General features: G+C 40.7%; 29 protein-coding genes and 1 riboswitch. Of the genes, 21 read left to right on the forward strand and 8 right to left on the reverse strand.

Translation table 11 applies throughout. The features are described 5' to 3' along the window. Nucleotides 1-87: 87 nt before the first annotated feature. From racE to yidD, 9 genes are read left to right on the forward strand one after another with little or no spacing between them, the layout of a single operon-like run. The gene (gene racE, locus J1C91_RS03000; RefSeq protein WP_125438271.1) at nt 88-882 is read left to right on the forward strand and encodes a glutamate racemase; all 795 of its coding nucleotides are present in this window, start codon (nt 88-90) and stop codon (nt 880-882) included. Then, a complete protein-coding gene (locus tag J1C91_RS03005) occupies nt 879-1,883 on the forward strand; it encodes a nucleoside-triphosphate diphosphatase (RefSeq protein ID WP_002909090.1) in 1,005 nt (334 codons plus the stop codon). Before racE ends, J1C91_RS03005 begins: the two co-directional genes overlap by 4 nt. Beyond that, the gene (locus J1C91_RS03010; protein ID WP_002905880.1) at nt 1,862-2,383 is read left to right on the forward strand and encodes a metallophosphoesterase; all 522 of its coding nucleotides are present in this window, start codon (nt 1,862-1,864) and stop codon (nt 2,381-2,383) included. The genes J1C91_RS03005 and J1C91_RS03010 overlap by 22 nt, the downstream gene beginning before the upstream one ends. Further along, entirely contained in the window at nt 2,380-2,841 is a 462-nt protein-coding gene (gene cbpB, locus J1C91_RS03015; RefSeq protein ID WP_002894606.1) for a cyclic-di-AMP-binding protein CbpB, read from the forward strand. Before J1C91_RS03010 ends, cbpB begins: the two co-directional genes overlap by 4 nt. Further along, nucleotides 2,838-3,569, forward strand: a complete 732-nt coding sequence (xerD, locus tag J1C91_RS03020; protein ID WP_002905881.1) for a site-specific tyrosine recombinase XerD — start codon at nt 2,838-2,840, stop codon at nt 3,567-3,569. Before cbpB ends, xerD begins: the two co-directional genes overlap by 4 nt. Nucleotides 3,570-3,571: 2 nt before the next feature. Then, a complete protein-coding gene (locus J1C91_RS03025; protein ID WP_002909093.1) occupies nt 3,572-4,282 on the forward strand; it encodes a segregation/condensation protein A in 711 nt (236 codons plus the stop codon). Further along, entirely contained in the window at nt 4,275-4,844 is a 570-nt protein-coding gene (scpB, locus tag J1C91_RS03030) for an SMC-Scp complex subunit ScpB (protein WP_002909096.1), read from the forward strand. Before J1C91_RS03025 ends, scpB begins: the two co-directional genes overlap by 8 nt. Beyond that, complete coding sequence (locus J1C91_RS03035) at nt 4,831-5,559, forward strand: pseudouridine synthase (protein ID WP_002909097.1); 729 nt, start codon at nt 4,831-4,833, stop codon at nt 5,557-5,559. Before scpB ends, J1C91_RS03035 begins: the two co-directional genes overlap by 14 nt. Then, complete coding sequence (gene yidD, locus J1C91_RS03040; protein ID WP_080556555.1) at nt 5,556-5,810, forward strand: membrane protein insertion efficiency factor YidD; 255 nt, start codon at nt 5,556-5,558, stop codon at nt 5,808-5,810. The genes J1C91_RS03035 and yidD overlap by 4 nt, the downstream gene beginning before the upstream one ends. A 47-nt stretch (nt 5,811-5,857) precedes the next feature. Here yidD and J1C91_RS03045 read toward each other — a convergent pair whose 3' ends face one another. Beyond that, nucleotides 5,858-7,297, reverse strand: coding sequence for a TrkH family potassium uptake protein (locus tag J1C91_RS03045; protein WP_002909100.1), 1,440 nt, complete (start codon nt 7,295-7,297; stop codon nt 5,858-5,860). Between the two features lie 5 nt (nt 7,298-7,302). Then, nucleotides 7,303-8,652, reverse strand: a complete 1,350-nt coding sequence (trkA, locus tag J1C91_RS03050) for a Trk system potassium transporter TrkA (protein ID WP_002909103.1) — start codon at nt 8,650-8,652, stop codon at nt 7,303-7,305. 339 nt (nt 8,653-8,991) lie between these two features. Between trkA and J1C91_RS03055 the strand changes: the two genes are divergently transcribed. The 3 genes from J1C91_RS03055 (at nt 8,992) to J1C91_RS03065 (ending at nt 11,091) form a co-directional block, all read left to right on the forward strand. Beyond that, a complete protein-coding gene (locus J1C91_RS03055) occupies nt 8,992-9,495 on the forward strand; it encodes a tRNA (cytidine(34)-2'-O)-methyltransferase (protein ID WP_002909104.1) in 504 nt (167 codons plus the stop codon). Between the two features lie 116 nt (nt 9,496-9,611). After that, nucleotides 9,612-9,762: riboswitch (FMN riboswitch) on the forward strand. Between the two features lie 131 nt (nt 9,763-9,893). Beyond that, a complete protein-coding gene (locus tag J1C91_RS03060; RefSeq protein ID WP_002909107.1) occupies nt 9,894-10,451 on the forward strand; it encodes an ECF transporter S component in 558 nt (185 codons plus the stop codon). After that, on the forward strand, nt 10,441-11,091 hold the full coding sequence (locus J1C91_RS03065; protein WP_125330437.1) for a phosphatase PAP2 family protein: 651 nt from the start codon (nt 10,441-10,443) through the stop codon (nt 11,089-11,091). Before J1C91_RS03060 ends, J1C91_RS03065 begins: the two co-directional genes overlap by 11 nt. Nucleotides 11,092-11,294: 203 nt before the next feature. Here J1C91_RS03065 and J1C91_RS03070 read toward each other — a convergent pair whose 3' ends face one another. Then, a complete protein-coding gene (locus J1C91_RS03070) occupies nt 11,295-11,867 on the reverse strand; it encodes a TetR/AcrR family transcriptional regulator (RefSeq protein WP_125438268.1) in 573 nt (190 codons plus the stop codon). Nucleotides 11,868-12,207: 340 nt separating this feature from the next. On the opposite strand from J1C91_RS03070, the gene J1C91_RS03075 reads away from it, so the two are divergent. The 7 genes from J1C91_RS03075 (at nt 12,208) to J1C91_RS03105 (ending at nt 18,553) form a co-directional block, all read left to right on the forward strand. Beyond that, a complete protein-coding gene (locus J1C91_RS03075) occupies nt 12,208-13,551 on the forward strand; it encodes an MATE family efflux transporter (protein WP_125438265.1) in 1,344 nt (447 codons plus the stop codon). Between the two features lie 598 nt (nt 13,552-14,149). Further along, nucleotides 14,150-14,449: an MGMT family protein gene (locus J1C91_RS03080; protein ID WP_002909110.1), complete on the forward strand. Its 300-nt coding sequence runs from the start codon at nt 14,150-14,152 to the stop codon at nt 14,447-14,449. 59 nt (nt 14,450-14,508) lie between these two features. Next, nucleotides 14,509-15,456, forward strand: a complete 948-nt coding sequence (locus tag J1C91_RS03085; protein ID WP_002905894.1) for a TIGR01212 family radical SAM protein — start codon at nt 14,509-14,511, stop codon at nt 15,454-15,456. Then, nucleotides 15,450-16,001: a tRNA (mnm(5)s(2)U34)-methyltransferase gene (locus tag J1C91_RS03090; RefSeq protein ID WP_002905895.1), complete on the forward strand. Its 552-nt coding sequence runs from the start codon at nt 15,450-15,452 to the stop codon at nt 15,999-16,001. Before J1C91_RS03085 ends, J1C91_RS03090 begins: the two co-directional genes overlap by 7 nt. Nucleotides 16,002-16,240: 239 nt before the next feature. Continuing rightward, nucleotides 16,241-16,837 carry a TetR/AcrR family transcriptional regulator gene (locus J1C91_RS03095; RefSeq protein ID WP_002909111.1) on the forward strand — a complete coding sequence of 199 codons (597 nt, stop codon included), beginning with the start codon at nt 16,241-16,243 and terminating at the stop codon, nt 16,835-16,837. After that, on the forward strand, nt 16,837-17,790 hold the full coding sequence (locus tag J1C91_RS03100) for an ABC transporter ATP-binding protein (protein WP_125438259.1): 954 nt from the start codon (nt 16,837-16,839) through the stop codon (nt 17,788-17,790). The genes J1C91_RS03095 and J1C91_RS03100 overlap by 1 nt, the downstream gene beginning before the upstream one ends. Beyond that, a complete protein-coding gene (locus J1C91_RS03105; RefSeq protein WP_125438255.1) occupies nt 17,777-18,553 on the forward strand; it encodes an ABC transporter permease in 777 nt (258 codons plus the stop codon). Before J1C91_RS03100 ends, J1C91_RS03105 begins: the two co-directional genes overlap by 14 nt. Before the next feature lie 539 nt (nt 18,554-19,092). Here the strand turns inward: J1C91_RS03105 and J1C91_RS03110 are convergent. From J1C91_RS03110 to J1C91_RS03130, 5 genes are all read right to left on the reverse strand, one after another. Continuing rightward, entirely contained in the window at nt 19,093-19,857 is a 765-nt protein-coding gene (locus J1C91_RS03110) for a class I SAM-dependent methyltransferase (RefSeq protein WP_002909119.1), read from the reverse strand. Nucleotides 19,858-20,037: 180 nt separating this feature from the next. After that, nucleotides 20,038-21,099, reverse strand: a complete 1,062-nt coding sequence (locus J1C91_RS03115; protein WP_002909120.1) for a DMT family transporter — start codon at nt 21,097-21,099, stop codon at nt 20,038-20,040. Between the two features lie 70 nt (nt 21,100-21,169). Continuing rightward, nucleotides 21,170-21,544 (reverse strand): hypothetical protein, encoded by a 375-nt coding sequence (locus J1C91_RS03120; RefSeq protein ID WP_002909121.1) that lies wholly within the window; start codon nt 21,542-21,544, stop codon nt 21,170-21,172. 111 nt (nt 21,545-21,655) lie between these two features. Continuing rightward, a complete protein-coding gene (locus tag J1C91_RS03125) occupies nt 21,656-23,218 on the reverse strand; it encodes a beta-carotene 15,15'-monooxygenase (RefSeq protein ID WP_125438252.1) in 1,563 nt (520 codons plus the stop codon). Continuing rightward, the gene (locus J1C91_RS03130) at nt 23,215-24,009 is read right to left on the reverse strand and encodes an ABC transporter ATP-binding protein (protein ID WP_125438249.1); all 795 of its coding nucleotides are present in this window, start codon (nt 24,007-24,009) and stop codon (nt 23,215-23,217) included. Before J1C91_RS03130 ends, J1C91_RS03125 begins: the two co-directional genes overlap by 4 nt. Before the next feature lie 74 nt (nt 24,010-24,083). Here J1C91_RS03130 and J1C91_RS03135 point away from each other — a divergent pair, with 74 nt between their 5' ends. Together J1C91_RS03135 and J1C91_RS03140 are read left to right on the forward strand one after the other, a co-directional pair. Continuing rightward, complete coding sequence (locus J1C91_RS03135) at nt 24,084-25,208, forward strand: AI-2E family transporter (RefSeq protein WP_002894636.1); 1,125 nt, start codon at nt 24,084-24,086, stop codon at nt 25,206-25,208. A 151-nt stretch (nt 25,209-25,359) separates the two neighbouring features. Beyond that, nucleotides 25,360-26,700 carry a hemolysin family protein gene (locus J1C91_RS03140; RefSeq protein WP_002909126.1) on the forward strand — a complete coding sequence of 447 codons (1,341 nt, stop codon included), beginning with the start codon at nt 25,360-25,362 and terminating at the stop codon, nt 26,698-26,700. Nucleotides 26,701-26,977 lie beyond the last annotated feature (277 nt).

A 26,977-nucleotide genomic window follows, 5' to 3' on the forward strand; every position in this document is an offset into this window, starting at 1 on the left:
CTGGCTTTTAATACCAGTAGAGAAAATCTATAAAAAAATGGGGATTTGGAATCGGCTTCCAGTCCCTTGTTTTAGAAAGAAGACCTTATGGATAATAGACCAATCGGTTTTTTAGACTCAGGAGTGGGCGGTTTGACTGTAGTCCGTGAGCTCATGCGGCAGCTCCCCCACGAAGAGGTCATTTATATCGGAGATTCGGCGCGGGCTCCTTACGGTCCTAGGCCTGCTGAGCAGATTCGCGCTTATACCTGGCAATTGGTCAACTTCCTTCTGACCAAGGATGTTAAGATGATTGTCATTGCCTGCAATACAGCGACTGCTGTTGTCTGGGAAGAAGTGAAGGAAAAGCTGGATATTCCAGTACTGGGCGTGATTCTGCCGGGGGCTAGCGCGGCTATTAAGTCAACTGCCAGCGGCCGCATCGGTGTTATTGGAACGCCAATGACTGTTTCCTCTGATATCTATCGTCAGAAGATTGAAGCGCTCTCGCCGGAGATGCAGGTGGAAAGTTTGGCCTGCCCTAAGTTTGTACCTTTGGTAGAGTCCAATGAACTCCATTCCAGTCTTACCAAAAAAGTGGTCTATGAAACGCTGCAGCCTCTGGCTGGTCGGGTAGATACCCTTGTCTTGGGCTGTACCCACTATCCCTTGCTCCGGCCTATCATTCAAAACATGATGGGACCGGATGTGAAACTGATTGACAGCGGGGCAGAGTGCGTACGGGATATTTCTGTCCTGCTCAATTACTTTGAAATCAACCGCAGCCGGGAAAAACAGGAGCTCAATCACCAATTTTACACAACCGCCAATGCCAAGAGCTTTTCGGAAATTGCAGAAAGCTGGCTGGGCCTGAAAGTGAATGTGGAGCATGTAAGCTTATGACAAATAAAATTTATGAATACATTGACGAGAACAATTGGTATATCGGAGAATGGACCCGCTTTCGCAAGGCCGGCTATCATTTCAACGACATCCCATACAGGCTCTTGGAGCATATAGATGCAGAGTTGAGTGAGCTGATTGAGCGTGATTTGGATGAAGAATACAACGCTTTTACCACAGTTGTGGTCAAATACGGCTCACCCATGTCCTATATCCAGTTTGTCCTCAATATGATTAACGACCGCCAGGAGCGGGATTTTAAGGCGACCAGTCATAAGGGGGCTATTCTGATTACAGAAAAGGACTTGCTGCGCAAGGTCTTCTTCCTGTCTAAGGATGGAGTTAAGATGACCGACTTTTTTGGTCAGGGGCAGGAGTCAGAGATGGCTGTCGGAGATACCATCTTGATTGCGACTCGCAACGAAGGAAAGACAGCAGAGTTTCGCAAACTCTTTGATAAGCTGGGCTATAAGGTTGAAAATCTCAATGATTATCCTGATTTGCCAGAAGTGCAAGAGACTGGAACTACCTTTGAGGAAAATGCGCGGCTCAAGGCGGAGACAATCAGTAAACTGACCGGTAAAATGGTGCTAGCTGACGACTCAGGTCTGCAGGTCGATGTTTTAGGCGGCTTGCCTGGAGTCTGGTCGGCTCGCTTTGCTGGAGTAGGCGCGACAGACGATGAAAACAACATCAAGCTCCTGCATGAGTTGGCTATGGTTTTTGAAATCAAGGACCGCTCGGCCCATTTTCATACGACCTTAGTGGTGGCCAGCCCTGACAGGGAGTCTCTGGTAGTTGAAGCGGATTGGCCGGGCTACATTGCCCATGAGCCAAAAGGGGAAAATGGCTTTGGCTACGATCCCTTGTTCTTAGTGGGAGAAACAGGAAAAACGTCTGCAGAGCTGACGATGGAAGAAAAAAATGCCCAATCCCATCGGGCTCAGGCAGTTAAGAAATTAGTGGAGGTATTTCCAGCATGGCAAAGCAAACCATTATAGTCATGAGTGATTCTCATGGCGACCGTGCTATTGTAGAAGAAATTAGGAATCATTATATTGGAAAGGTAGATGCGATTTTCCATAACGGAGACTCTGAGCTTCCTTCTGATGATGAGGTATGGCAAGGGATTCAGGTTGTTGCAGGGAATATGGACTTTTACGACGGCTATCCAGAACGCTTGGTGACGGATTTGGCGGGGACCATTATTGCCCAGACTCACGGGCATCTCTTCCATATCAACTTTTCTTTTCAAAAGCTGGATTTGTGGGCACAAGAGGTTAATGCAGACATCTGCCTCTATGGTCACCTGCATATTCCAGATGCTCGAATGGAGGGCAAAACGCTCTTTCTGAATCCGGGATCCATCAGCCAGCCACGCGGCCTGATCAACGAACGCCTCTACGCTAAGGTAGAGATTGATGATGACCGCTTTAAAGTTGATTACTATACGCGAAATCATGAACTTTATCCAAGCTTGTCCAAGGAGTTTAGCCGATGATTGCTAAGGAATTTGAAGACTATCTGCTGGAACATGAAGAAACTTTTTTGACGCCTGGGGAAAATTTGGCGGTTATGATTGACACCCATAATGTGGATCATGCTATCCTATTGCTGAGTCAGATGACATACTCACGTGTACCAGTCGTGACGGCAGATAAAAAGTTTGTTGGTACGATTTCCTTGACAGACATCATGTCTTATCGCATGCGCCATGATTTGCCAGAAGAGGAATTCATGATGACAGACATCGTCCACATGACCAAAATGGACGACTTGACAGTTGGGCCAGATTATACTGTATCAGATGTGCTTCATAAGCTGGTCGACGAGTCTTTCCTGCCGGTTGTGGGCGAGGATCAGCATTTTTACGGAATTATTACTAGAAAGTCCATTTTGAAAGCTGTCAATTCTTTGTTGCACGGCTTTAGCAAGAAGTACGAAATTCGCAAAAAATGAAAGAATACATTAGACCGTTTTTAAATCAAAAAAACATCTCAGAAAATTCTAAAATTGCCTATTCTTATGATTTGGAGCAGTTTATCGAGGAAGTACATGGCCGGATTACCGAGACCAATCTGCGGATTTATCAGGCCTCTATCAAGGATTTTAAGGCGGCTGTTCAGAAGCGGAAGCTCTCAGCAGTCAATCAATTTCTCTACTTCCTTTATCAGCAGCAGCTTATTGAGGAGTTTCACCGCTTAGTCCTGCCCAAGGTATCCGTATCGAAGGAGCAGGAAAATGAACTATTAGACCTGTCTGCTTTTTGGCAGGAATCAAGCGTTCCCAGGGGGCGGCTGATGGCTCTTCTTATTTTGGAAATGGGCTTGCTGCCCAGCGAGATTCTGCAGGTCAGAGTGGCAGATGTCAATCTTGATTTTCAGGTTTTGAAGATTGAAAAGGCTGGTCAGAAGCGGGTCATCAAGATTCCTGAGAGCCTGACGGGTGAGCTGGAGGACTATCTGACAGGGACGTATTTATTTGAGAAAAACGGCAAATCCTATTCTCGTCAATGGGGCTTCCGTCAGCTAGAGGCCTTCTTGATTGAGCAGGGACAAGCCAGTCTATCTGCCCAAAGCCTGCGTGAGCAGTTTATTTTGCGCCAGCGGGAGAAAGGGATTGGCCTCTATGATATTGCCCAAGATTTGGGCTTGAAAACCATGATTACACTAGAAAAATATAGATAAAAATGGATATCAAACTAAAAGATTTTGAAGGCCCGCTGGACCTGCTGCTCCACCTCGTATCTAAGTACCAGGTGGATATTTATGATGTGCCTATTACGGAGGTCATCGAGCAGTATCTGGCTTATGTGGCCACCTTGCAGGCCATGAAGCTGGAAGTGACGGGCGAGTATATGGTCATGGCAAGCCAGCTCATGCTGATTAAGAGCCGCAAGCTTCTGCCTAAGGTGGCGGATAATGCTGAGCTGGAAGATGATTTGGAGCAAGACCTCTTGAGTCAGATTGAGGAATACCGCAGGTTCAAGCTCTTAGGTGAGAAAATGTCGCTCCAGCATGATGACCGAGCGCTTTATTATTCTAAGCCTAAGCTGGAGCTGGTTTACGAGGATGCTGAGCTCCTGCATGACAAGTCAACGATAGATCTTTTCTTGGCTTTTTCCAAGGTTATCGCCAAGAAGCAAGAGGAGTTTTCTAAGAGCCATACAACCATTGTGCGAGATGAGTACAAGATTGAGGATATGATGGAAGTGGTGCGCCAGCGTTGTGCTGGTAAGAGCCGTCTGGCTCTGCAGGAGATTTTTGCAGAGACCAAGGACATGAATGAAGTTATTACTCTCTTTCTGGCGACATTGGAATTGGTCAAGGTGCAGGAAGTGCAAGTCATTCAGGAAGAAAACTTTGGAAATATTTATTTAGTAGGAAGAGGAAATGAGTAAGTTAGCAGAGATTGAAGCCTTGCTTTTTGTGGCGGGAGAAGATGGACTCAAGGTTCATCAATTGGCAGAAATCCTTTCTTTGCCGCCGACCGGGGTTATTCAGAGTTTGGAGAAGTTGGCTGAGCAATATGAAGCCAATCCAGACTCTAGCCTGACCCTGCTGGAAACCTCAAAGACATACAAGCTAGTTACAAAGCCAGAGTTTGCTGAGATTCTGCGGGCCTATTCAAGGGCGCCAATCAATCAAAGTTTGTCGCGGGCTGCACTGGAGACCTTGTCTATCATCGCCTATAAGCAGCCGATTACAAGGGTAGAAATAGATGACATCCGTGGGGTTAATTCCAGCGGTGCTTTGGCTAAGCTCTTGGCTTTTGAACTGGTTCGAGAGGATGGCAAAAAGGAAGTCATTGGCCGGCCAAATCTCTATGTGACAACGGATTATTTCTTAGACTATATGGGGATCAATCACTTAGATGAGCTGCCGATTGTCGAAGAAACGGAGCTAGTTGCTGAAGAAAGCCAGCTCTTTATTGAAAGGACAGATATCAATGAGAATCAATAAATACATCGCTCATGCTGGGATAGCCAGCCGTCGAAAAGCAGAAGAGCTAATTAGGCAGGGGAAGGTCAGTATAAACGGCCAAGTGGTGCGAGAGCTGGCGACGAACGTCAAGTCTGGCGACCGTGTGGAAGTAGAAGGCCAACCTATCTACAATGAAGAGAAGGTTTATTACCTCCTCAATAAGCCGCGCGGGGTCATTTCTTCTGTCAGTGATGACAAGGGACGTAAGACGGTCGTGGAGCTCTTGCCTCAGGTCAAGGAGCGAATTTATCCGGTTGGTCGTTTGGACTGGGATACTTCTGGCATCCTCATTCTGACCAATGACGGGGATTTTACCGACGAGATGATTCATCCCCGCAATGAGATTGATAAGGTCTATGTGGCGCGTGTCAAAGGTTTGGCCAATAAAGAAGTTCTTCGTCCTCTGACTCGCGGTATTGAGATAGAGGGGCGCAAAACCAAGCCAGCAGTTTATGAGATTATTAAGGTTGATCCGGCGAAAAATCGCTCGGTCGTTCAGCTGACCATCCACGAAGGGCGTAACCATCAGGTCAAGAAGATGTTCCAAGCAGTCGGACTGCAAGTGGATAAGCTGTCACGGACTCGCTTTGGTCATCTGGACCTGACGGGCCTCAAGCCTGGTGAATATCGCAAGCTCAGCAAGAAAGAAGTCAGCCAGCTGCATACACTGGCTGTAACCAAGACCAAGAAATGATAAAAAAACTGCTCATTGCTCCTGTCCGTTTTTATCAGCGCTTCATATCGCCTGCTTTTCCTCCATCTTGCCGCTTTAGTCCCACCTGCTCTAACTACATGATAGAGGCTATCCAGAAGCATGGTGCTAAAGGAGTTTTGATGGGTTTGGCGCGAATTCTCCGCTGTCATCCCTGGTCTCAGCCAGGAGAAGATCCTGTACCAGACCATTTCAGCCTGAAAAGGAACGATACAAGAAAAAAGTCACACTAGCCAAATAGCTAGTGTGACTTTTTTTATCTATAATCTCAGAGTGTTTCCTATCTTCTAGACCAAGTCTTAGGCAAGAAGAGCAGGAGAATTGGGTAGATTTCCAAACGTCCGCCAATCATGGCAAAGGACAGCAATAGCTTAGAAAAAGGACTGAAGATAGAAAAAGTATCCGTCGTCCCAATCATAGGACCGATATTGTTGAAGCAGGATAGAACACCACTGACAACTGTCATGAGATTGTTGTTATCCAGGCTGACGATGAAAATCAGCGCCAGCACGATCAAAACATAGGTTGCTAAATATTTGAGAACCTTGTGTTGGGTATCCTTGTCTAAGACTGCACCATTGACATGCATGGTTAGGACACGATTAGGTGACAGGGTAGAGAGGATTTGATTTTTGGCAATTCGGGAAATGATAATCCCCCGAATAACCTTGAATCCCCCAGCGGTTGATCCGGCCGAACCCCCGATACACATGAGCAGGAGCAGGATGACCTGAGAAAAGAGAGGCCACTTGACCGTATCACCATAGCCGAATCCAGTCGTTGTGATGATATTGGAGACCTGGAAGAAGGAAATCTCCACACTCTTGGCAAAGCCTTGATAGAGGTGGAAGACATTAAAGGCAATCAAGGCAGTGGAAAGAAAGACAATCCAGAGATAGCCCTTAAGCTCTTCATCACCAAAGCAGGCCTTAAATTTGCGAATCAGCAGATAATAATAGAGGTTGAAGTTGACACCGAAAGCCAAGACCCCAAAGCTGACCAGATAAGTAATCAGTGAGCTATTGTAGTGAGCAATACCGTCATTGTATACGGTGAATCCTCCCGTACCAGCTGTTCCCATGGCAATGACCAGACTATCAAAGAGAGGCATACCCGCTAGGAAATAAAGCAGCGCAAAGATAGCAAAGAGAGCCAGATAGATGATATAGAGGATTTGGGCCGTACTCTTGAGCTTAGACACAACCTTGCCAAAGACTGGGCCCGGAACTTCTGCTTTCATGACCTCCAAGTGGCCATTTTTAGCATTGTCCATAATAGCTAGGGCAAAGACCAGCACTCCCATCCCTCCGATTAAGTGAGTAAAACTGCGCCAGAAGAGCAGCGAATGAGAGAGAACGCCGACATCGTTGAGAATAGTCGCTCCCGTGGTTGTAAAGCCAGAGCTGACCTCAAAGAAAGCATCGATGATGTCCGGTATCTGACCAGAGAAGACAAAGGGCAGGGCTCCGAAGAAGGACCAGAGAATCCAGCAAAGGGCTACAATCAGTACCCCTTCCTTGGCGTAGATATGTAGGTCCTTGGGCTTTAAATAAGAGCCTATGCCACCTAAAACTAGCAGGATAGCCATGGTCGCCCCAATAGAGAGAAAGACCTTTAAAGGTTCACCGTAGATTAGAGCGACGATGATGGGCACGATTAGCAGAGCCGCCTCAATCAGCAGTAATTTTGCCAGCAGGTAGCGAATCATAGATCTATTCATGTGGCCTACCTCGCTAACAGATCGTAAATCTGCGTGATATTTTGCAGCAGAGTGGTCACGACAATTTTATCTCCAACTTGCAGATTGTCATCGCCAGTAGGGAAGATGGCTTTACCTTGGCGGATAATGGCCGCAATCAGGACATCTTTCTTCAGATGAAGCTGAGATAGAGGAATACCAGTCATCTTGTTTTCTTCCTTGATTTGGAACTGCAGAGTCTCGATTTGGCCGTTGGCTACATGGTGCAGAGCTTCTAGGTTAGAGAACTGAGCATTGTAGCGACCGCGGATAAAGTGCATAACCGTATCAACGGCGATACCTTTAGGAGTCACGATGCTGGCAAAGTCTTGGTTATCAATGATTTCCAACAAACTAGTCCGGTTGACCTTGGTGATGTTTTTCTGCACACCCAGATTATTAAGAAACATGGAAGTAATGATATTTTCTTCATCTACACCAGTCAGGGTAGCGATGGCATCAAAGTTATTGGCGCGTTCCTCCAGTAGGATATCCTTGGCAGTACCGTCTCCATGAACGACATAGAGATCAGGAAATTCCTGACTGAAAAAGGTTGCCCGTTCATGGTTAGATTCAATGACTTTGAGCTCGATTTTACTATTCTTGAGAATATTGAGCAGGTAGTAGGCAATCTTTCCTGCTCCGATAATCATCAGGCTCTTAACCACTCTAGGTCGTACCATATTATGGAATTGAACGATGTCCAGGCGGTTACCTGTGACATAAATCTTGTCGCCGGGCTCCAAAGTGAAGTCGCCGTCAGGAATTTCCAAGTGCCCTTTTCTCTCAATGGCACAGACAATGATATTTCCAAATTTCTTGCGGAATTGGGAAATACTCATCTGGCAGAGATTGCTGTCTTCCTTGAGTTTGAACTCCATCAGTGCCACTCGGCCATTGGCAAAGTGCTCTACTGACAGGGCGTTAGGGAAGTCAATGATATTAGCGATGTAGCGAGCAGTTAGGAGCTCAGGATTGACCACCAGCGAGAAGCCTAGGATGTTCTTCTCCTTAAAGTAAGGGTTGGAATATTCAGGATTACGCACCCGAACGACGGTTTCCTTAGCCCCCATACGTTTGGCCAGAACAGCTGAGACCATGTTGACTTCATCATGCTCAGTCATAGAGATGAAGATGTCACAGTGACTAACATCCGCTTGTTCTAAGATTTTGAAGTTAGCTCCATTGCCAGAAATACCGATAATATCATAGCGTTTGGTAATCTGGTTGAGAACAGCCTCATCCTGCTCAATTAGGATAACATCATGTTTTTCAGCCACTAAGGAGCGACAGAGGGCCGTTCCGACCTTCCCGCCGCCAACAACGATAATTTTCATAAGTTTAGATTCCTCCAAAGTATGTATCTATCATACTCTTTTTTCATTTAAATTTCATCTATAAAATACAGAATAGCTTGCTTATTTATAGAATTCCGAATATTTTTTTACCAAAATGGTATCTTCCTGTGATATTTTTAAAAAAAGTACAACTTTTTGAGCATTTTTTATTGACTTGTAGGCTGAAAGTGTTATACTAAATGAGTACCTTCATTGGTTTACCTCAAACCTGTTGTGATGTAAGTTAATGAAGCCTTAACCACGCTGTTTGCTGAGCTTGACTCCGGGCAGTGTGGCTATTTTTTTATCTAAAGAAAATACTAGGAAAATATTCTTATTATGAAAAATCATATCGTTCTTTTTGAGCCTCAGATTCCGCAGAATACCGGCAATATTGCCCGTACTTGCGCCGCGACTAATTCGCCGCTTCACATCATCAAGCCCATGGGCTTTCCCATTGATGACCGCAAGATGAAGCGGGCGGGGCTGGACTATTGGGATAAGCTGGACATCACCTACTATGATAGTTTAGAAGATTTTATGGAGCAGATGGACGGCCGACTTTATCTGATTTCTAAGTTTGCGGAGAAGGTCTATTCTGAGGAATATTTTGCAGCAGAAGGTTCGCACTATTTTATGTTTGGTCGTGAGGACAAGGGACTACCAGAGGAATTTATGCGTTGCCATCCAGAAAAGGCTTTGCGTATTCCCATGAACGACCAGCATGTTCGTAGCCTCAATGTTTCAAATACAGTCTGCATGATTGTTTATGAAGCCCTGCGTCAGCAGAATTTTGCTGGCTTAGATTTGGTACATGAGTATGAAGCGGACAAGCTGAAGTAGCGGAATGAATGTATCTAAGCAGTTAATTTTCCTAATAGATAGAATACTATTGTTGAAACTTTTTTAATTACATCAATCAAATTGCTTGCTCTGGCAGGCTTTTTTTGTTATGATAATGATGTCTTCAGGGCAGGGTGAGATTCCCGACCGGCGGTAATTTTTGGCTTGGAAATGTTTTTTCCTCAATGCCAAATCAAGTCCGCGAGCGCAAGCTGATGTGGTGAGATTCCACAACCGACAGTATAGTCTGGATGGGAGAAGACGAGAGGCAGTGAAGCATTCTTGCCGTTTAATCTTTATTTAAGGGCGGAGCCTTATACTAAATAATCATTAGCTGACAAGCTTTTTTCAGCGGCCTTTCCGGCTTCTCTAATTTTTATAAATTGGAGGAACCTGTGATGACAAATACTCGTAAGTTGGCGATTATAGCAGTTTTATCTGCACTTTCATTTCTACTCATGCTTTATGAGATTCCCTTGATAACTGAGTTTCTAAAGTTGGATTTTTCAATTATTCCGATTTTACTGGCTTTGGTAGTCTTGGATTTAAAAAGCTCTTTGGCAGTGCTCATGATTCGCTCTGTCCTAAAGATAGCTTTGAATAATAATGGTGTGGGTACTCTAATCGGTCTCCCCATGAATATACTAGCGGTAGCTGTCTTTGTTTCTGTTTTTTCACTTTTATGGAAAAAAAGGAAGAGCTTGTTTGACTATGTAAAGGCTTCTTTGGTAGCAACGCTTGGTCTAACTGTTACAATGATTGTTCTAAATGTTATTTATGCAGTTCCTCTCTTTGCAAGGTTTGCAGGTTTTGATATTTATAAAACATACGGTCTTTCCAAGTATCTGCTGACCATGATTGTCCCTTTTAACCTACTAGAAGGAGTGATCTGGGCTCTCGTCTTTTGGCTAATTTACAAACTCTTACAGCCCGTCCTAAAACGCTATGAAAAATAAACAATCTTATCTAACAAAGGGCTCTTTTGCCCTTTTACTTTTCGCCATGCTAGGCTATATGGTCAAGTTTTATCCTGAGCAGCTGACCAACTTTGATACCCCGATTCAGACCTGGTTGCGGGGAGACTTGCCTGTAGCTTTGACGACTTTTTTCAAACTGGTGACCAGTGTAATTGATCCAGTGGGAATTATCATCTGGGTTTCAGCTCTTGTCCTTTTTTTCCTTTACAAAAAATGGAAGCTAGAAGCTGCCTTGCTAGCGGGAAATCTGGTCTTACACGGGATTTTGATTAAACTGATTAAACTCGTTTACCACAGAAGCCGGCCGAGTCTTTCGCATTTGGTCCAAGAGGGCGGTTACTCTTTCCCTAGCGGACATTCCATGGCGACAGCTATTGTTCTTGGGACTTTGATTATTATCGCTCAGCAACGAATTCAAAACCAAAAAATAAAGCGCTTGGCACAAGGCCTGCTCCTGGTCTATATCTTCACTGTTATGGCCTCCAGAGTCTATCTGGGCGTGCACTATCCGACAGATGTAATCGGAGGAGCCTTGATGGGCTTTGCCATTCTCAATATCGAATTTCCTTTTTATGACAAGCTGCGTTTCCAGTGGCGTTTCAAGGGAAAGCAGAAATAGCGTTTACTTTGATAAGAATAATCAATAGGAACAGAGTTACAGAGTCGAAAAATTATTTATGGCATAATTCTTGAGTTTTAGAATTCAAACTTAGTTTTGGATTACAGTTATCATACACTGGCCGTTAAAAAATGAGTTATAATTGAATTGTTGAAAAACACCAAATGAACATTGTAAGTAGTTCATTTGGTGTTTTTTTAGTTTTAAGCATTTTGAATAATATCTTGAATAGATAGATTGCAAAGTGATTTGAATTTTTTAGAAAAGACTTCAGGAGATTCTGGAATTGCTTGTGTAATCCATGACTTTATAATTGATAGAGTATAATTAACAAGTAATTCTTCGGTAAACTCTTTAGATAAACCCATTTTACTAGGCAGTTGAATGTTTTGGCTGATCCAAGTCTTATATTGTTTCTTTAAAAAAAATTCCCAATTAGGATCAGCTGCAGTTGAATAAAGATATTTTAGCCAGATTCTATTCTCATAAATTAATGGTATTATTTCAGAAGCAAGGAAATCAATAAAAAGAGCATTATCGGATCCATTTGAACCTGGTACAAAATCTAGCATTTTTGACATTATTCGTTCGTCAATGTCATGATGAATAGCTTCAATTATTTCGTTAGGAGAGTTGAAATGATTTTTATAGATTGTTTGTCTCGCTATGCCTGCTTCTTCTGCAATCTCAGAAAAAGAAAAGTTAGATTTATCAGGATATTTTTCAGAAAGCCGAAAGAAAGCAGTGATAATATTTTCTCGCGTATCTTTGGTCATTGCCGTTATTCTCCTTGTCAGTCAATATGTAGCCTAGTACTTCTATTCTTATTATTAAAAAATTATTTTAGTCTAAGTATGATTAATTAGATTCAATATTAACAAAAAAATTACAGTTTGTAAAAAATTTTCTAAATTGCATTTGATTATTCTGTAAAAGCGAGATATTTTGGTTACATTTTGTAAATTTTTGGTACTGGAAGCAGTATAATGAAAATGTTATTATGTAATTTATATTGTGTCTATGCTCTTTATCAAAATGAGAAATGTTGTCTAAAAGAGTATATGACTGGAAGAATCTTTAGGAATAGAAAGAGCTTTGAACAAATGAGACATAGTCATGAATAAATTAGAAAATATATCTGTAAAAAAACTGTTAGTTCAACTAATTATTCCCTCATTAGTTACAGCAATAGTAAGTGGATCTTATAATTTAGTTGATGGCATATTCATTGGACAGACCTTAGGGCTTGAAGGGAATTCTGCTAATACATATACATTTATGATATATGCCTTGGTCTATGCTTTTTCAGCTCTAGCAAGCGAAGGAACAGCATCCTTGTTGACAATCTCACTTGGCAAAAAGGATTACAAAAATGCCCGATTAATTTTAGATTCCTCTATTCAAGTTTCTTTAATTTTATCAATTCTACAGACGATACTTTTATGGTTTTCCTTAGAAGGTTTATTGATTATTTTTGGGGCACCACAAGAACTGTATCATTATGTTAAAGAATTTTGCCTTACATTTCTTATTGGAGCGCCTATATATTTTGTCTCACACACTCTTTTGTACTGTTTGCGGGCTCAAGGTAAGATTAAAGAAGTTTTACATATCAATGCTATTTCATTTCTTGTGAATGCAGGGACTGGTGCAGTTCTAATTCTTGTATTTCATACTGGTTTTTTTGGATCAGCTTTATCTACAGTTCTGGCTAATCTTGCTGCACTTATCTTGATATTCAGAGAGTACACTGGAAAATCTAACGATTTAAAAATGGATTTGAAGAGCTTATTATTTATTGATAAAAAGCTTATCAATAAAATTATTGCAATGGGGCTGCCATTCTTTCTCACAACTGTCATATCTGTGATATTACTGATATTATATAATAGGGTTGCTTTTGATTATGCTGGTACTTATGGTCTTGCTGCTTTATCTATAACTTCTTCAATCTATCGCTATATTATTTCTTTGATGAATGCTATTACAAATGGAGTTCAGCCTGTAATTAGTTTTAATTATGGTGCAAAAAATTATAGTAGAATAAAGCAATCACTTAGTCTTTCACTAATAATCAGCACAATTTTTTCTCTGTGCTTGTTCCTTGTAATTCAAATTTTTGCAGTGCAAATAGCTACACTTTTTAATTCAAGCGATCCGAAATTTATAAAGTTTTCTAGTACAGCCATAAGACTTGTTATGATTTCGTTACCTGTACAAGGAATCATCAATATCGGAACTAACTATTTTCAATATATTTCTTTCTCGCGGATATCTACTTTTTTAGTTATTCTGAGACAGATTATTTTTCAAATACCTTTAGCATTATTTTTACCAATTTTGTTTGGAATAACTGGCCTATGGTCCTCTTATTTTATTTCAGATTTTTTGATACTTGTGATTATAATGTTTTGGCTAAAATTTATGATGACTAAATTAAGAAAAATTATGGAGGCATAAAATGACCTATATAGAGATGTGTAATTCTTTTAAACGATATAAATCAGGAGACAGCGAGATTGTCGCTAATAATAATATCAATTTCAAAATAGATAAGAGAGACGATGTATATCTATAAAGAGATAATTTAATTTTATCTATTCTAGGTTCAGTAGTAAATTTTTGTTTAAAAAACATAAAAATGTTAGAAGCATTAAAATCTGTAGATTGATTATATTTTGTTTTATATATTTTTTGAGTATAATTATATCCCTTTTTCTTTATGGAAGAAGGGATTTTTCGAGTCACTGCCGGATTTTGTGGTAGAATGGAATGTATAAAAACTTATAACCTCTTAAACCTTCATTATTGGAAGTTTTTAGAGAGTTAGCTAATCAATAAAGCTGTAGAAGTAAGTTTCGATTACTACCATCGTAGGAACAATCTTGCCATGGAGTGGAGGTTAAGGAGGCTTTACATCTATAAGTGGAATGGAAGTTGCTCGGAAATGATATGAGTACATCATCAATGAAATAGGTTTAATACTATAGCTTCTAAAACGAAGGGTAGTGTTCCGGCCTTTCTGATCAACTTTGTAAAAAGGAGGGCCATTTCCGTTTTGAATCAAGAACTCATTAATGCTGTTTTGGCATTAGTAGATAGCATTCCCTCTGGGCGCGTGGCGACCTATGGTCAGATTGCTCGTTTGATTGGTCGGCCAAAAAATGCCCGCTTGGTAGGGAAGATTCTCAGTCAGTCGGAACTTTATGGTAGCAAGCATCCTTGCCATCGGGTGGTTAATGCAGCAGGGCGCCTCGCACCTGGCTGGGAAGACCAGAGGCACTTGCTCTGGGCGGAGGGAGTGGACTTGAAGGCCAATGGCTGTGTGGATTTAAAAGTTTATTTGTGGGAACGGTGATTTCCTTCTTTCCTTGTGAAAGAGGGAATTTTTGTTTCTATACTCTTTTTTGTGGTAGAATGAAAGGTATGAAATCTTACAATTCTTTGAATGATTATTATCGCAAACTTTTTGGAGAAAAGACTTTTAAGGTGCCTATTGATGCGGGCTTTGACTGTCCCAATCGGGATGGTACGGTAGCGCATGGAGGCTGCACTTTTTGTACCGTTTCGGGCTCTGGTGATGCTATTGTGGCACCAGATGCGCCCATCCGCGAGCAGTTTTACAAGGAAATTGACTTTATGCACCGCAAGTGGCCGGATGTTCGCAAGTATCTGGTCTATTTCCAGAACTTCACCAATACCCATGAGAAGCTTGAAGTGATTCGTGAGCGCTATGAGCAGGCCATTAATGAGCCAGGTGTCGTTGGACTCAATATCGGAACTCGGCCGGACTGTTTGCCTGATGAGACCATCGCCTACTTGGCTGACTTGTCCGAGCGTATGCATGTGACCGTGGAACTGGGGCTTCAGACTACCTATGAGGAGACTTCGGACCTCATCAATCGTGCCCATTCTTATGAGCTCTATGTGGAGACGGTCCAGCGAGTTCGTAAGCAGGCTCCCAAGGCGGAGATTGTCTCTCACTTGATCAATGGCCTGCCGGGTGAGACTCATGAGATGATGTTGGAGAATGTCCGCCGCTGTGTGACAGACAATGACATTCAAGGAATTAAACTTCACTTGCTTCACTTGATGACTAATACCCGTATGCAGCGGGATTATCATGAAGGGCGGCTGCAGCTGCTCAGTCAGGAGGAATATGTCTCCATCGTCTGCGACCAGCTTGAGATTATCCCCGAGCATATTGTCATCCACCGTATCACAGGCGATGCTCCGCGAGATATGTTGATTGGCCCTATGTGGAGCCTCAATAAATGGGAAGTTCTCAATGCCATTGAGGCAGAAATGCGTCGCCGTGGCAGCAGGCAAGGCTGTAAAGCAAAGGAGCAGAGATTCGTATGTTAAGACCCTTACAGATGGCCCATGCCTTTTTGGCAGAAGTGGTGACCAAGGAAGATATCGTGGTGGATGCTACTATGGGGAATGGGCACGACACCCTCTTTCTGGCTAAGTTGGCCAAGCAGGTCTATGCTTTTGACATTCAGGAGCAGGCTGTGGAAAAGACCCGCCAAGGCTTGGCGGAAGCGGATTTGGACAATGCTCAGCTAATCTTGGCTGGCCATGAGACCCTGGACCAATACACAGACCATTTCAAGGCTGCTATTTTTAATCTTGGCTACCTGCCTTCGGCGGACAAGTCTGTCATTACCCGACCAGATACGACGCTGGAAGCTTTGGAAAAGGTCTGTTGGGGCTTAGAAAAAGGCGGCCGCGCAGCTATCATGATTTACTACGGGCATGAAGGTGGCGAAGTTGAAAAAGATGCGGTCCTAGACTTTGTCAGTCAACTGCCTCAGCAGGATTTCACTGTTGCCCTCTACAAGACCATCAATCAGATTAATAATCCGCCTTTTTTGGTCATGATTGAAAAATTGAGAGAAGGAACTTGAGATACAATAAGGATACAGAGAGAAAAGCCAGATAATAGGAGCTTTCAGTACTGTATCCTTATTTTTTAAATCGTGAAAATCGAATAATCAGGTCTAAATGAAGATAATTAAGGTGTGTGTAAATTTAAAATCTTATATTTTCTTACATAGAAGATATAAGACTTTTGACATTTTTCAGTTTATATGATAATCTATGACTATAAAAACAAAAAACGTCACAATGTTTTTAGGAGGAAGTTATGGCTACTGCTTTTACTGCTGAAGAAAAAGAAGTAATTAGAAAGAAATTACATAAAGTTGCAAAGGAATGCCTTCAAAGATATGGGGTTAAGAAAACCACAGTTGACCAAATGGCAGCAATGGTGGATATCTCCAAAGGTTCTTTTTATAATTTTTATTCTTCAAAGGAAATGTTATTTTTTGCGGTCTTAGAAGAATATCAAATAGATGTTATGAATCACCTGACAGAACAATTAGGTATGGAAGTCAAGATAGATACAAATCGTCTTGTACAGTTACTTTATGATTTTTATCAAGATTTTCGCTATTCATTTATGTATACCATATTTAAAAATCATGAAATGGAATTACTCATAAGAAAATTGCCGAAAGAGGCGATAACAAATCATCATCTGATAGATGATAGGATGGTAAAAAAAATTGTATCCCGAATCAATATTAGAGAAAATGTATCGGTAGAAATCGTCTCTGCTTTATTTAGAACGATTGCTATGACTATATTACACATCGAGGAAATCGGTGAAGAACAATTTGATACTACATTGAAGTTAGTCATACAAGGAATTGTTGAGCAAATTACTAAGGAGGATAGGTAATGGTGAAAGAAGCAATTAGAACCGCAAACCTTTCTAAAAGATATGGAACAAAAAATGTTGTCAACAACTTGAATCTATCAATAAAACCTGGTGAAATAGTAGGGTTTTTAGGACTGAATGGTGCAGGGAAAACAACGACGATGAGAATGATGCTAGGATTGATAAAATCTACATCAGGAGAGTGTTATATTCAAGGAAAAAAGTTAGATCTGAGTAATTTAGAACTTCGAAACGAAATAGGTTATATTATTGAGACGCCTTATTCTTATCCAGACTTAACTGTGAGAGAAAATTTAGAAATCGTTAGTAAATTAAGAGGGGTTAATAAAGATAATATTGACTGGGCAATTGAGAAATTAAAACTAAAGCAATATGAACATAAACAGGAGAAGCATCTTTCTTTAGGAAATGTTGCGCGTTTAGGAATTGCAAAAGCGATTATTCATAAACCTAAAATTCTAATTCTTGATGAGCCAACAAATGGATTAGACCCTTTTGGAGTTATTGAAGTGAGAGAACTATTAAAGGAATTGGCGAATAATCTAGGCACAACTGTTCTTATTTCAAGTCATAATCTGGAAGAAATATCTAAAGTTGCTACTAGGATAGTTATTGTACATGAGGGCAGACTTATAAGAGAAGTTGAAAGCAATGAATTAGAGCAGTACTTAGAAAAGAAGTTACTAGTAAGTGGTTCTAATAATAAGGCCATGAAAGAAGTGTTATCTAACCATGGCTATCAGGTAAACATTCAATCAGACACAGAAAATAATATCCATTTCTTAGAACTAATTGATACAAAATCTGTGGAATGCCCGGAAGATGTTGCTACATTGCTAGTCCATGCAGGTTATCCACCTAAAACACTGATTGTTGAAAAAGAAGATTTAGAGCATTATTTCTTAAGAATACTGAATGACTATAATGGAGGTGTTTCGAATGAAAAAGCTTAGTTCCTGTATTTTAATTGAATGGAAAAAGTTAATAAAATCAAAACTTTCCATCGTAACTGCTTGTTCTATCTGTTTAGTTCCTTTTATTGTTGGGTTGTTTGCAACTATGATGAAATATCCAGAGAATTTCAAAAATCTTGGATTGATTTCTGCAAAAATGGAAATGATGAGGATAACAGACTGGTCGTCGTACTTAATGACCGTATCACAAGTCATTTCTGTTGGGGGATTGCTCATTTTTGGATTTACAGCATCTTGGATTTTTGGTAGAGAATATTCTGATAAAACGATGATAGACCTATTAGCGCTTCCGATAAAAAGAGATACAATCGTATTATCCAAGTTTATCGTTGTCGCTCTATGGAGCTATATTCTATCAATTTTTGCACTTTTATTGGGATTATTAGCTGGCAATCTGATTGGACTTGAGGGCGGGAGCTTAACAGTGATTCTCAAAGGTATACTTACTTTTGGTTTTTGTACTACTCTTACAATCATACTCTCTACTCCAGTAGCTCTTTTTGCTTGTTTAGGCCGGGGATATTTGTCACCATTGGCATTTATCATTTTTACTATTATTTTTTCTCAGCTTGGTTCTGCTCTTAACTTTGGGAAATACATTCCATGGGCAATTCCTGCACTCGCAAGTGGTATTGCAGGAAAAGCACTATTGAATTTTGGGAGCATTGTCAGTTTATTTGGGGTAAGTATTCTAGGTCTTATCGCAACAATAGCTTGGTGGAGGTATGCTGATTACGATTAAAATGAAGTGATGAAAATGCTAATAACACAAAACTAAGTCTTATTCATTTCCATTCAAAACAACCCCTCCTGTTCAGATTGAAAAACAAGAGGGGTTATATTATGACAATCGAAAGTTTTGGGGGAGAGGGGACTATGTGAATATCGTTGGCCTAAATGAAAAGATAGTTTCTAATATACGTGATTGGGAAAAAATGACCTTGTCTTTGATAAGTTAAGTGTCAAACCGTTCTCAGATGGCAGTTTTAGAATAAGATAAAAGCCTGTTTTTACGGGCATTAGTCAAACGAACATAGCATTGCCCCGAGCAATGTTCAGCGAACTTCTTTAGACGTCGCTGGAGGGAAATTGCATATAGCCGGTGTACAAGTTACCTGTTTTCACGGGTGGTTATGACTTCTCAAAATAAGCAAAAAAGCAGTAAACCTTTGTGATTTACTGTTTCTCAAATCGTTATATTCAATTATACAAACTGAGATTTAGATTTTAACCCTTAAGGAAAATAAAATGAGCTATTCTCCTGAAGCATGTTCTATAATATTATGGTTTAATGCAGAGTGTAGCTATATAGTCATTTCCATAACGTGATAATCTATGTCTTTTGTCACACGATTCATAAAAATCTATCATAGCGAGACCATTTTTAAGTTGTCCTCTAATCTGACTTTCTAAGGTATGGCTAAATTCATATCCATATTCTGGATTTATGATTATCTTGCCTTCCTCTTCAAGCTCTTTTGAATTAAAAGGTATTGAAAACTTTAAAAGTAATTCCTCATCAGGCTTGTCCCATACAATGTCAGCATCATACATGTATATCCAAGGGTTCATAAATCCGACCATTAACAGTCCTCCCTTTTTCAATACTCGAGAGGCTTCTTTATACATATTTTCTAAATCTTCTATATATACATTTGAAACTGGATTAAAAATAATATCAAAGGTTTCATTTTCAAATGGAAATGATTTTGTCATATCGCCTTGAATTGTATTGATTTTTAATCCTTCTCTTTTAGCAACCAACTCATCTCTTTCTAATTGTGATTTAGAAAAATCCATTATGGTGACATCATAACCTTTTGCAGCAAAAACGGGTCCCTGCTGTCCACCACCACAAGCTAAACCTAATATCCTTTTTCCGTTGGCTTTTTCAAACCATTCTGTTGGAACTTTTTTCCCAACAGTTAATGCAACAGAAATTGGATTATTTTTAACTTCTTCTAATTCTTCATGTGTCAATGGCTCAGTATAGTCATTTTTTACATTATTCCATCTATCTTCATTTAATTTTATATAATTGTTCATCTTATAATTTCCACGTAATTTTATATTATTTCGATTTAAGTTGAATAGGTTGCCATTACATTTTTCTCACCTCTACAAATTTCTAATTTCTTGAACTATTTTAATCTTGCTTTAATTTTTAATTTTTATTTTATTTGAAACTTTAATTTGTTATGTTTCAAATACAGCACTTTTATAAATTTACAATCTCTTTTCATGTATCAATTTATGTTCTTTGCTGTTCATATAATCTTTATGTTTATGATTATGATTATGCTTTTCCTCTAATATAAAATGACTATGCTCATGTTCATGCGTGATAATATGAGTATGTGTTTTCCCATCATGCGTGTGAACAATTATGTGAGAATGACTATGACTGTGACGTTTAACCATTGTATCATATGCAACAATTACGCTGCCGATTATCATAAAAACAAGACCAATGAAATATACCAAAGTAAGTTTTTCTCCATTTACTATAAATGCTAAAAAAGTTCCTACAAACGGAGCTACAGCATAATATGCACTAGTTTTTGTAGCACCTAAATCTCTTTGTGCTCTGATATACATAAAAATACTGAGCCCATATGCCACAAATCCAAGTAGCAAAGCAGCCATTATATATTTCATTTCAGGAATTCTTTCTCCCAAAATAAGGGCGACTATAAATGCACCGCTACCAGAGAAAAAACCTTTTAGTAAAACAATCTCATAAGTACTTTTATCTGAAATTTTTCTAGTGCAGTTATTTTCAAGTCCCCAACAGCAAGTTGCCAGTATAACAAACAATGAACCTAATGAAAACTTGAAACTTTCAGCCCCTTCAAATGAAAGAACTATACTTGATATTGTGATAAATCCAATAGCAATCCACAACTTTGATGTTACTTTCTCCTTAAATATCAAAAGAGCAATAATTGTTGTTGCTACAATTTCAAAGTTACCTAGCAGTGAAGCATTTGAGGCTGAACCAATATTTATACCAATCATAAGGGATATAGGTGCCGCAATATCAAGGACAATCATTCCAACAGTATAAGGTAAATCTGCCTTATTTAACTTTTCATACTTTTCTTCGACTTTCCTATGAAACAAGTACATAATACCTACACCTGTTCCAGCTCCCAAATATAGAAAAGATGCCATCAATGTCGGTGGAATCTTATTTAAAAGCACTTTAGAAAATGGTGTATTTATTGCATAAAAAATAGCCGCAAGCAATGCTAAAATTACCGCTATAAATTTTCTGCTTTTATCCATATTTAATAAATCAACTCCTTTTAGATAAATTCTCAATTTAACGCACTGTAGATGATCCTCATTTCACATGCTACATCTGAAATGCTGTTATCCAAAAACATATTCCGGCTATAAGTGAAATCGGAGTCATAACATATTTTTCTTTCTTACTTTTTGAAATCATGTTCATAATCGTATTCAAGGATAGGTAAGCGGCAAAGAAGAAACAAATATATTTAGTAACCTTGAAAGACAGCCACAGGGGAATAAAACCTCCGGATTGCAAAATAATGATCACGGCAAAAATTTGAATAGCTACCGAAATGACTGCCGCAAGTCTAAATTTCTTAGGTAAGATTTTATGTTGTCCACCCATTGTAAATTCGCCCAAAGGCAGACCGCAAGCAACAAGAACTGTCATAATTGCTATAATTCCAAATAATACTGCACCTAATATTGAAAACATAAATCACTATTCTCCTTTCGTAAAATACAAAATATTTCAGTTACAAATTCAACTTTGTTTCACTTAATATTCCTATAAAATTATAAGGAATTCTTGTCAAGTGTTCAAGTTTTATAGGTCTTTCTCAAGTTGGTCTTTTGGCTCACCTTTTCCTTTGTTCTTCCACCAATCGCTCAGGTCGACTAAGGATTGAGCGGCGGAAGGGATGAGAAGGAGGACATAGATATAGACATACTGGCTCTTGGTTTCCCAGAAGAAGTGGAAGAGGCCGCCCCCTAATAGAAAGATGAAGGGATAGAGGTCAAAAGGCGTCAGCTTTTCCTCGGCGACGAAAAATTTATGCAGGATAAAGAAACAGGAGAGCAGATAGATGCTGGCTAGCAGGGTCAAGAGCAGGAAATTAACAATCTGATAACCTTTTCTTTCCTCATAAATGCTGCGTAGGATAGTTGGTTTCATGTATTGTTGGCGCTCAATCTGAGGTCCAGTCCAAATAGACTGAAAAGTTGGCTCAGTCCAGGTCGACTTGACCTTTTCGTAGAAGAATTTCAGCGCATAAGCCGGATGCTTACTGAAGTGAATCAAAATGTCCTTCAAATCCCGAGTGGCCATTTCTGTAGCCAATTTTTCATCGTATTTGTTGCGCTTGAGAATCTTGGTATTGTAGGCATCGTACCAGCCTCCCAAGGTCTGCCGATTGGGATCATCCCGCAGGCCCATAGTGATGTAGGCGATTTTTGGGGTACCGACACCAATCTTGCCCCCAATCAGCTGCTCATAGTAGGCCGTCAGACCCTTATTTGAAAGAAGGATGCCAGCTAAAATCAGGATAATGGCTAAGGGTTTCTTCCAAGACCATTTATAAAAGATGGACAGGAAGCAGACTCCAATCAGCATGATGGCAAAGATGATGTAGTTGTTGCGCAGGAGGCAGGCCAGACTGATACTGGCCGCTCCCAGCAAGGCATAGAGCAGGTTTCCTTTTTGGTCCAGCTTGATAAAAGCATAGAGACTGAGCAGACAGAAGAAGAGTCCAGGAATGGTACCGTAGACAAAGAGGATAAAAAAGAGCTGTGGTAGAAAGAGAAAAGTCAGCAGAATCGTGTATTTCTGAATCATTTCTCTGGCATTGAGGAGAGATGTGATTTTGTAAATCAAAAAATGACTGAGTAAAGTCCAGACGATGTTCATGCTAAAAGCAAACTGAGTCGTCGGAGAAATAAAAGCATAAAGTCGCTCCAGAGTCATCAGTCCTAGCTGATGGGGGTTGCGATACATGTAGCTTCCGACGGTTGTCAGTGAGCTGTAATCTCCTCGGTTAAAGGCTAGCGCTGCATTGAAAACGTGCTTGGCGTCAGCTCGGATGCGGCCATCGTAGGCCGTTATCAGAAAAATCGCTACTGCTATAAAGAGGAAGGACAAAAACCAAAAAAGATGCTTGGTCTGAACCTTTTCCAACAGAGGCCGGATTAAAAAGAGGCTGAGGAGAAAGAGTAAGAGGATAGGGTAAAAATACCAAGGATTACTGACGAATTGGACTCCTTCTGCAATCCTCAAAGGGATGTAAGTATGGGACAGCAGAATCTGCCCAGACAGGAAAAGTAAGGCAATCGCAGTCATGGTCAGAATCAGGAAGTAGCCCAGATTGAAGATGGTATTAGAAAATTGCTTCATGAGGACCTGACCTCCACCTTGATGAAATAACGGTCTTCTCCCAGCTCAATCAGCTCGACTGGCTGGGGATAAAATCGATCCATGACCTCTTTTTGAAGAATGTCTTCTTTAGGACCTTGGGCTATGATTTCTCCTTCTTTTAGGAGCAGGACATGATCCATAGCAGCAGTGATTTCCTCTACATGGTGGGTGACATAGAGGATGGTTGGAGCTTGGTCCATCTGTGTAATCTTACCAATCTGATCCAGCAGGCGCTCGCGGGCAAAGAGATCCAGACCGCTGGTCGCTTCGTCTAAGATAAGCAGTTCTGGTTTTTCCATGAGACTGCGCGCAATCAGCAAGAGCTGCTTTTCCCCTTGAGACAGACTGATGTAGCTTCGGCCAATCAATTCTTGCCCGCCAATGGAAGCCAGCATTTCCCTAGCTTGGTTCAGCTCAGTTTGCCCGTAAGGAGCGTAGAGAATACTGCTTTTATACTTGCCTGTCAGGACGATTTCTTCAGATGTGAGACGGCTGGGCAGGCGTTCAGCAATGAAGGAGCCAACTACTCCAATCCTAGTTCGCAGCTGAGGAATGTCGCCGGCACCAAATTCCGTACTGAGAACTGTTACCTTGCCCTGAGTCTTCCAATGTTCAGCCATGAGCAAGCGCAGGAGAGTAGACTTTCCAGAACCATTGAGACCAAGGATGGCCCAATGCTCCTCCTTTTTCACCTGCCAGTTGAGATTTTTTAAAATGGTTCGGCCTTGCTTAGCCAAGCTTACATTTTCCAGTTCAATAATCTTTTCCATTTTTACTCTTTCTTTCGTTAAATCTCCTTTATTATAACAAAATTTATGGTAAAATAACTGATAGGAGGAGTCAAATGTTTCATAAAAGTAAGCTGATGTTTTGGACCAGTGAGGTCCTTTTGCTAACGATTATTTTCTTTATCTGGCGTCAGATGGGGGATATGATAACCCCGATTGTTAGCGTTGTGAATACCATCTTGATTCCCTTTCTTGTGGGAGGATTTCTTTACTATATTACGAATCCGCTGGTGAAATTTCTCCAGGATAAGCTCAAAATCAACCGGATGATTGGGATTCTGATTACGCTCAGCCTTTTGTTTGGCTTGATTGCCTTGGGCGTTATTTATCTCTTGCCGATTTTGATTAATCAGCTGAGCAGCTTGATTAATTCAACGCAAGGCCTTTATTGGGAAATTCAAAGTTTTGTCAATCAATTATCTAAAAATCCGCTCTTTCGTAATCTGAATATCCAGTCCACCATTCAGCAGCTCAACCTGTCTTATGTAGATATTTTGCAGAATATCCTCAACAGTGTGACTAACAGTCTGGGAAGTGTTCTGTCAGCAGTCGTCAATACGCTGATGATTTTAATTATGACGCCGATTTTCTTGGTTTACTTCCTCATGGACGGCCATAAGCTTTTACCCATGCTGGAGCGGACAGTCCTCAAGCGCGATAAGCTCAATATCTCTAGCTTGCTGACTAATCTCAATGCTACTGTTGCCCGCTATATCAGTGGAATTTCAATCGATGCCCTGATTATCGGTGCTCTGGCCTATATTGGCTATAGCGTGATTGGGCTCAAGTACGCTTTGGTCTTTGCTATTTTCTCCAGTCTGGCTAATCTGATTCCTTATGTAGGACCGAGCATCGGCTTGATTCCCATGGTCATTACGTATGCCTTTACCGATCCTCAGAAGATGGTGGCAGCCTTGATTTACATGCTGATTATCCAGCAGGTAGATGGCAATATCCTCTATCCCCGTATCGTTGGCGGTGTGATGAAGGTCCATCCTATTACCATCATGGTGCTCTTGCTCTTATCCAGCAATATCTATGGTGTACTGGGGATGATTGTGGCAATCCCGACCTATTCTATCCTTAAAGAAATCGCCAAATTCCTAGCAAATCTCTATGACAATCACAAGGAAGCCCAGCAGCAGAAGAAGAACGAAGAGTTTGGGATTATTAATAAATAAGTATGAGTTTGGAAATCGATTGATTCCAGAGTCTCAAGACCAGAAAATAAGACGGAAGAAGGGCCTCCCGTCTTATTTTCATTTCCTGTGCACTAAATTTAAAAATATGATATAATCAGATTTACTTATACATTTCGAGGAGAAAGAATCAATGGAAGACCCTGGCAGTCAGAATATTTTATGGCAAGCCTTACTACTGTTTATATTGACTTTGTTAAATGCCTTTTTCTCAGCAGCTGAGATGGCAATGGTATCGCTCAATCGGGCGCGTGTGGAGCAAAAGGCTGAAGAGGGTGACCTCAAGTATATCCGGCTCTTAGCTGTCTTAGAAAGCCCCAATAACTTCTTATCAACTATTCAGGTTGGGATTACTGTTATCAATATCCTGTCTGGGGCCAGTTTTGCGGATAATCTGGGGAAACTGTTCTCTTCTTGGATGGGAAATTCCGAAACAGCACGTGCTATCGGAACTTTCTTGGCTTTGGTCTTATTGACCTATATTTCTATTGTTTTGGGTGAGCTTTATCCCAAGCGCATTGCCATGAACCTGAAAGACAATCTAGCTGTGCGGGCTGCACCGGTTATTATCTTTCTTGGCAAGATTGTCAGCCCCTTCGTTTGGTTGCTGTCAGCGTCGACTAATCTACTGAGTCGGATAACCCCGATGAAGTTTGATGATGCAGACGAAAAGATGACTCGGGATGAGATTGAGTATATGCTGACTAAGAGTGAGGAGACCTTGGATGCAGATGAGATTGAGATGCTGCAGGGGATTTTCTCTCTGGATGAGCTGATGGCGCGTGAACTGATGGTGCCGCGGACGGATGCCTTTATGGTGGACATTCAGGACGATACCAAGGAAATCATCGAGAGCATTCTCAAACAGAGCTTCTCGCGGATTCCCGTTTATGATGGGGATAAGGACAATGTCATCGGTCTGATTCATACCAAGCGACTGCTTAATGAAGGATTCGTCAATGGTTTTGACAATATCGTTCTGCGCAAGATTTTGCAGGAGCCACTCTTTGTACCGGAAACCATGTTTGTCGATGATTTGCTCAAGGAGCTACGCAATACGCAAAATCAAATGGCGATTCTCTTGGATGAGTATGGCGGTATGGCTGGTCTGGTCACACTGGAAGACCTTTTGGAGGAGATTGTTGGTGAGATTGACGATGAGACTGACAAGGCTGAGATTGAAGTTCATGAAATTGGTGAGAATACCTACATTGTCTTAGGAACCATGACCCTCAATGACTTTAATGAATATTTTGAAGTCGAAATCGAAAGCGATGATGTGGATACGATAGCTGGTTATTACTTGACTTGTGTAGGGACTATTCCAGATCCGAAGGAACGCATTAGCTATGAAGTCGAAAGTCAGAATAAGCTACTCATTTTGACCAATGACAAGGTTAAAAATGGCCGTGTTACGAAGGTTAAGGTTGAAATTTCTGACATTATTGAAGAAGCAGAAAAGGCTGAGAAATAACCTCAGTCTTTTAAGTTTCCTTCAAGTTTTTTATAAGTCTGTCTTAAGTTTCTGGGATTATACTAATAGCATCAAAATAGAAATGAGGACAGTCCAATGACATCTAAAGTTACCCTATATGATAAGCAAGTATTGACATTCTCACAGGCGCAAAAGTAAGAAAGGAAGTAATAAGAATCAGTAACGTTTAAAAAGTAGCAGAAGCCCTTAACTAATTTTTTCATATAAATCTCCTAAAACAAGTAAAAAGAAATTTTGAGGCTCTTTGTCGCTCCAA

The sequence above is a fragment of the Streptococcus sanguinis genome, from assembly GCF_050222175.1.
In the GTDB taxonomy this organism is placed as follows: Bacteria; Bacillota; Bacilli; order Lactobacillales; family Streptococcaceae; genus Streptococcus; species Streptococcus sanguinis_M.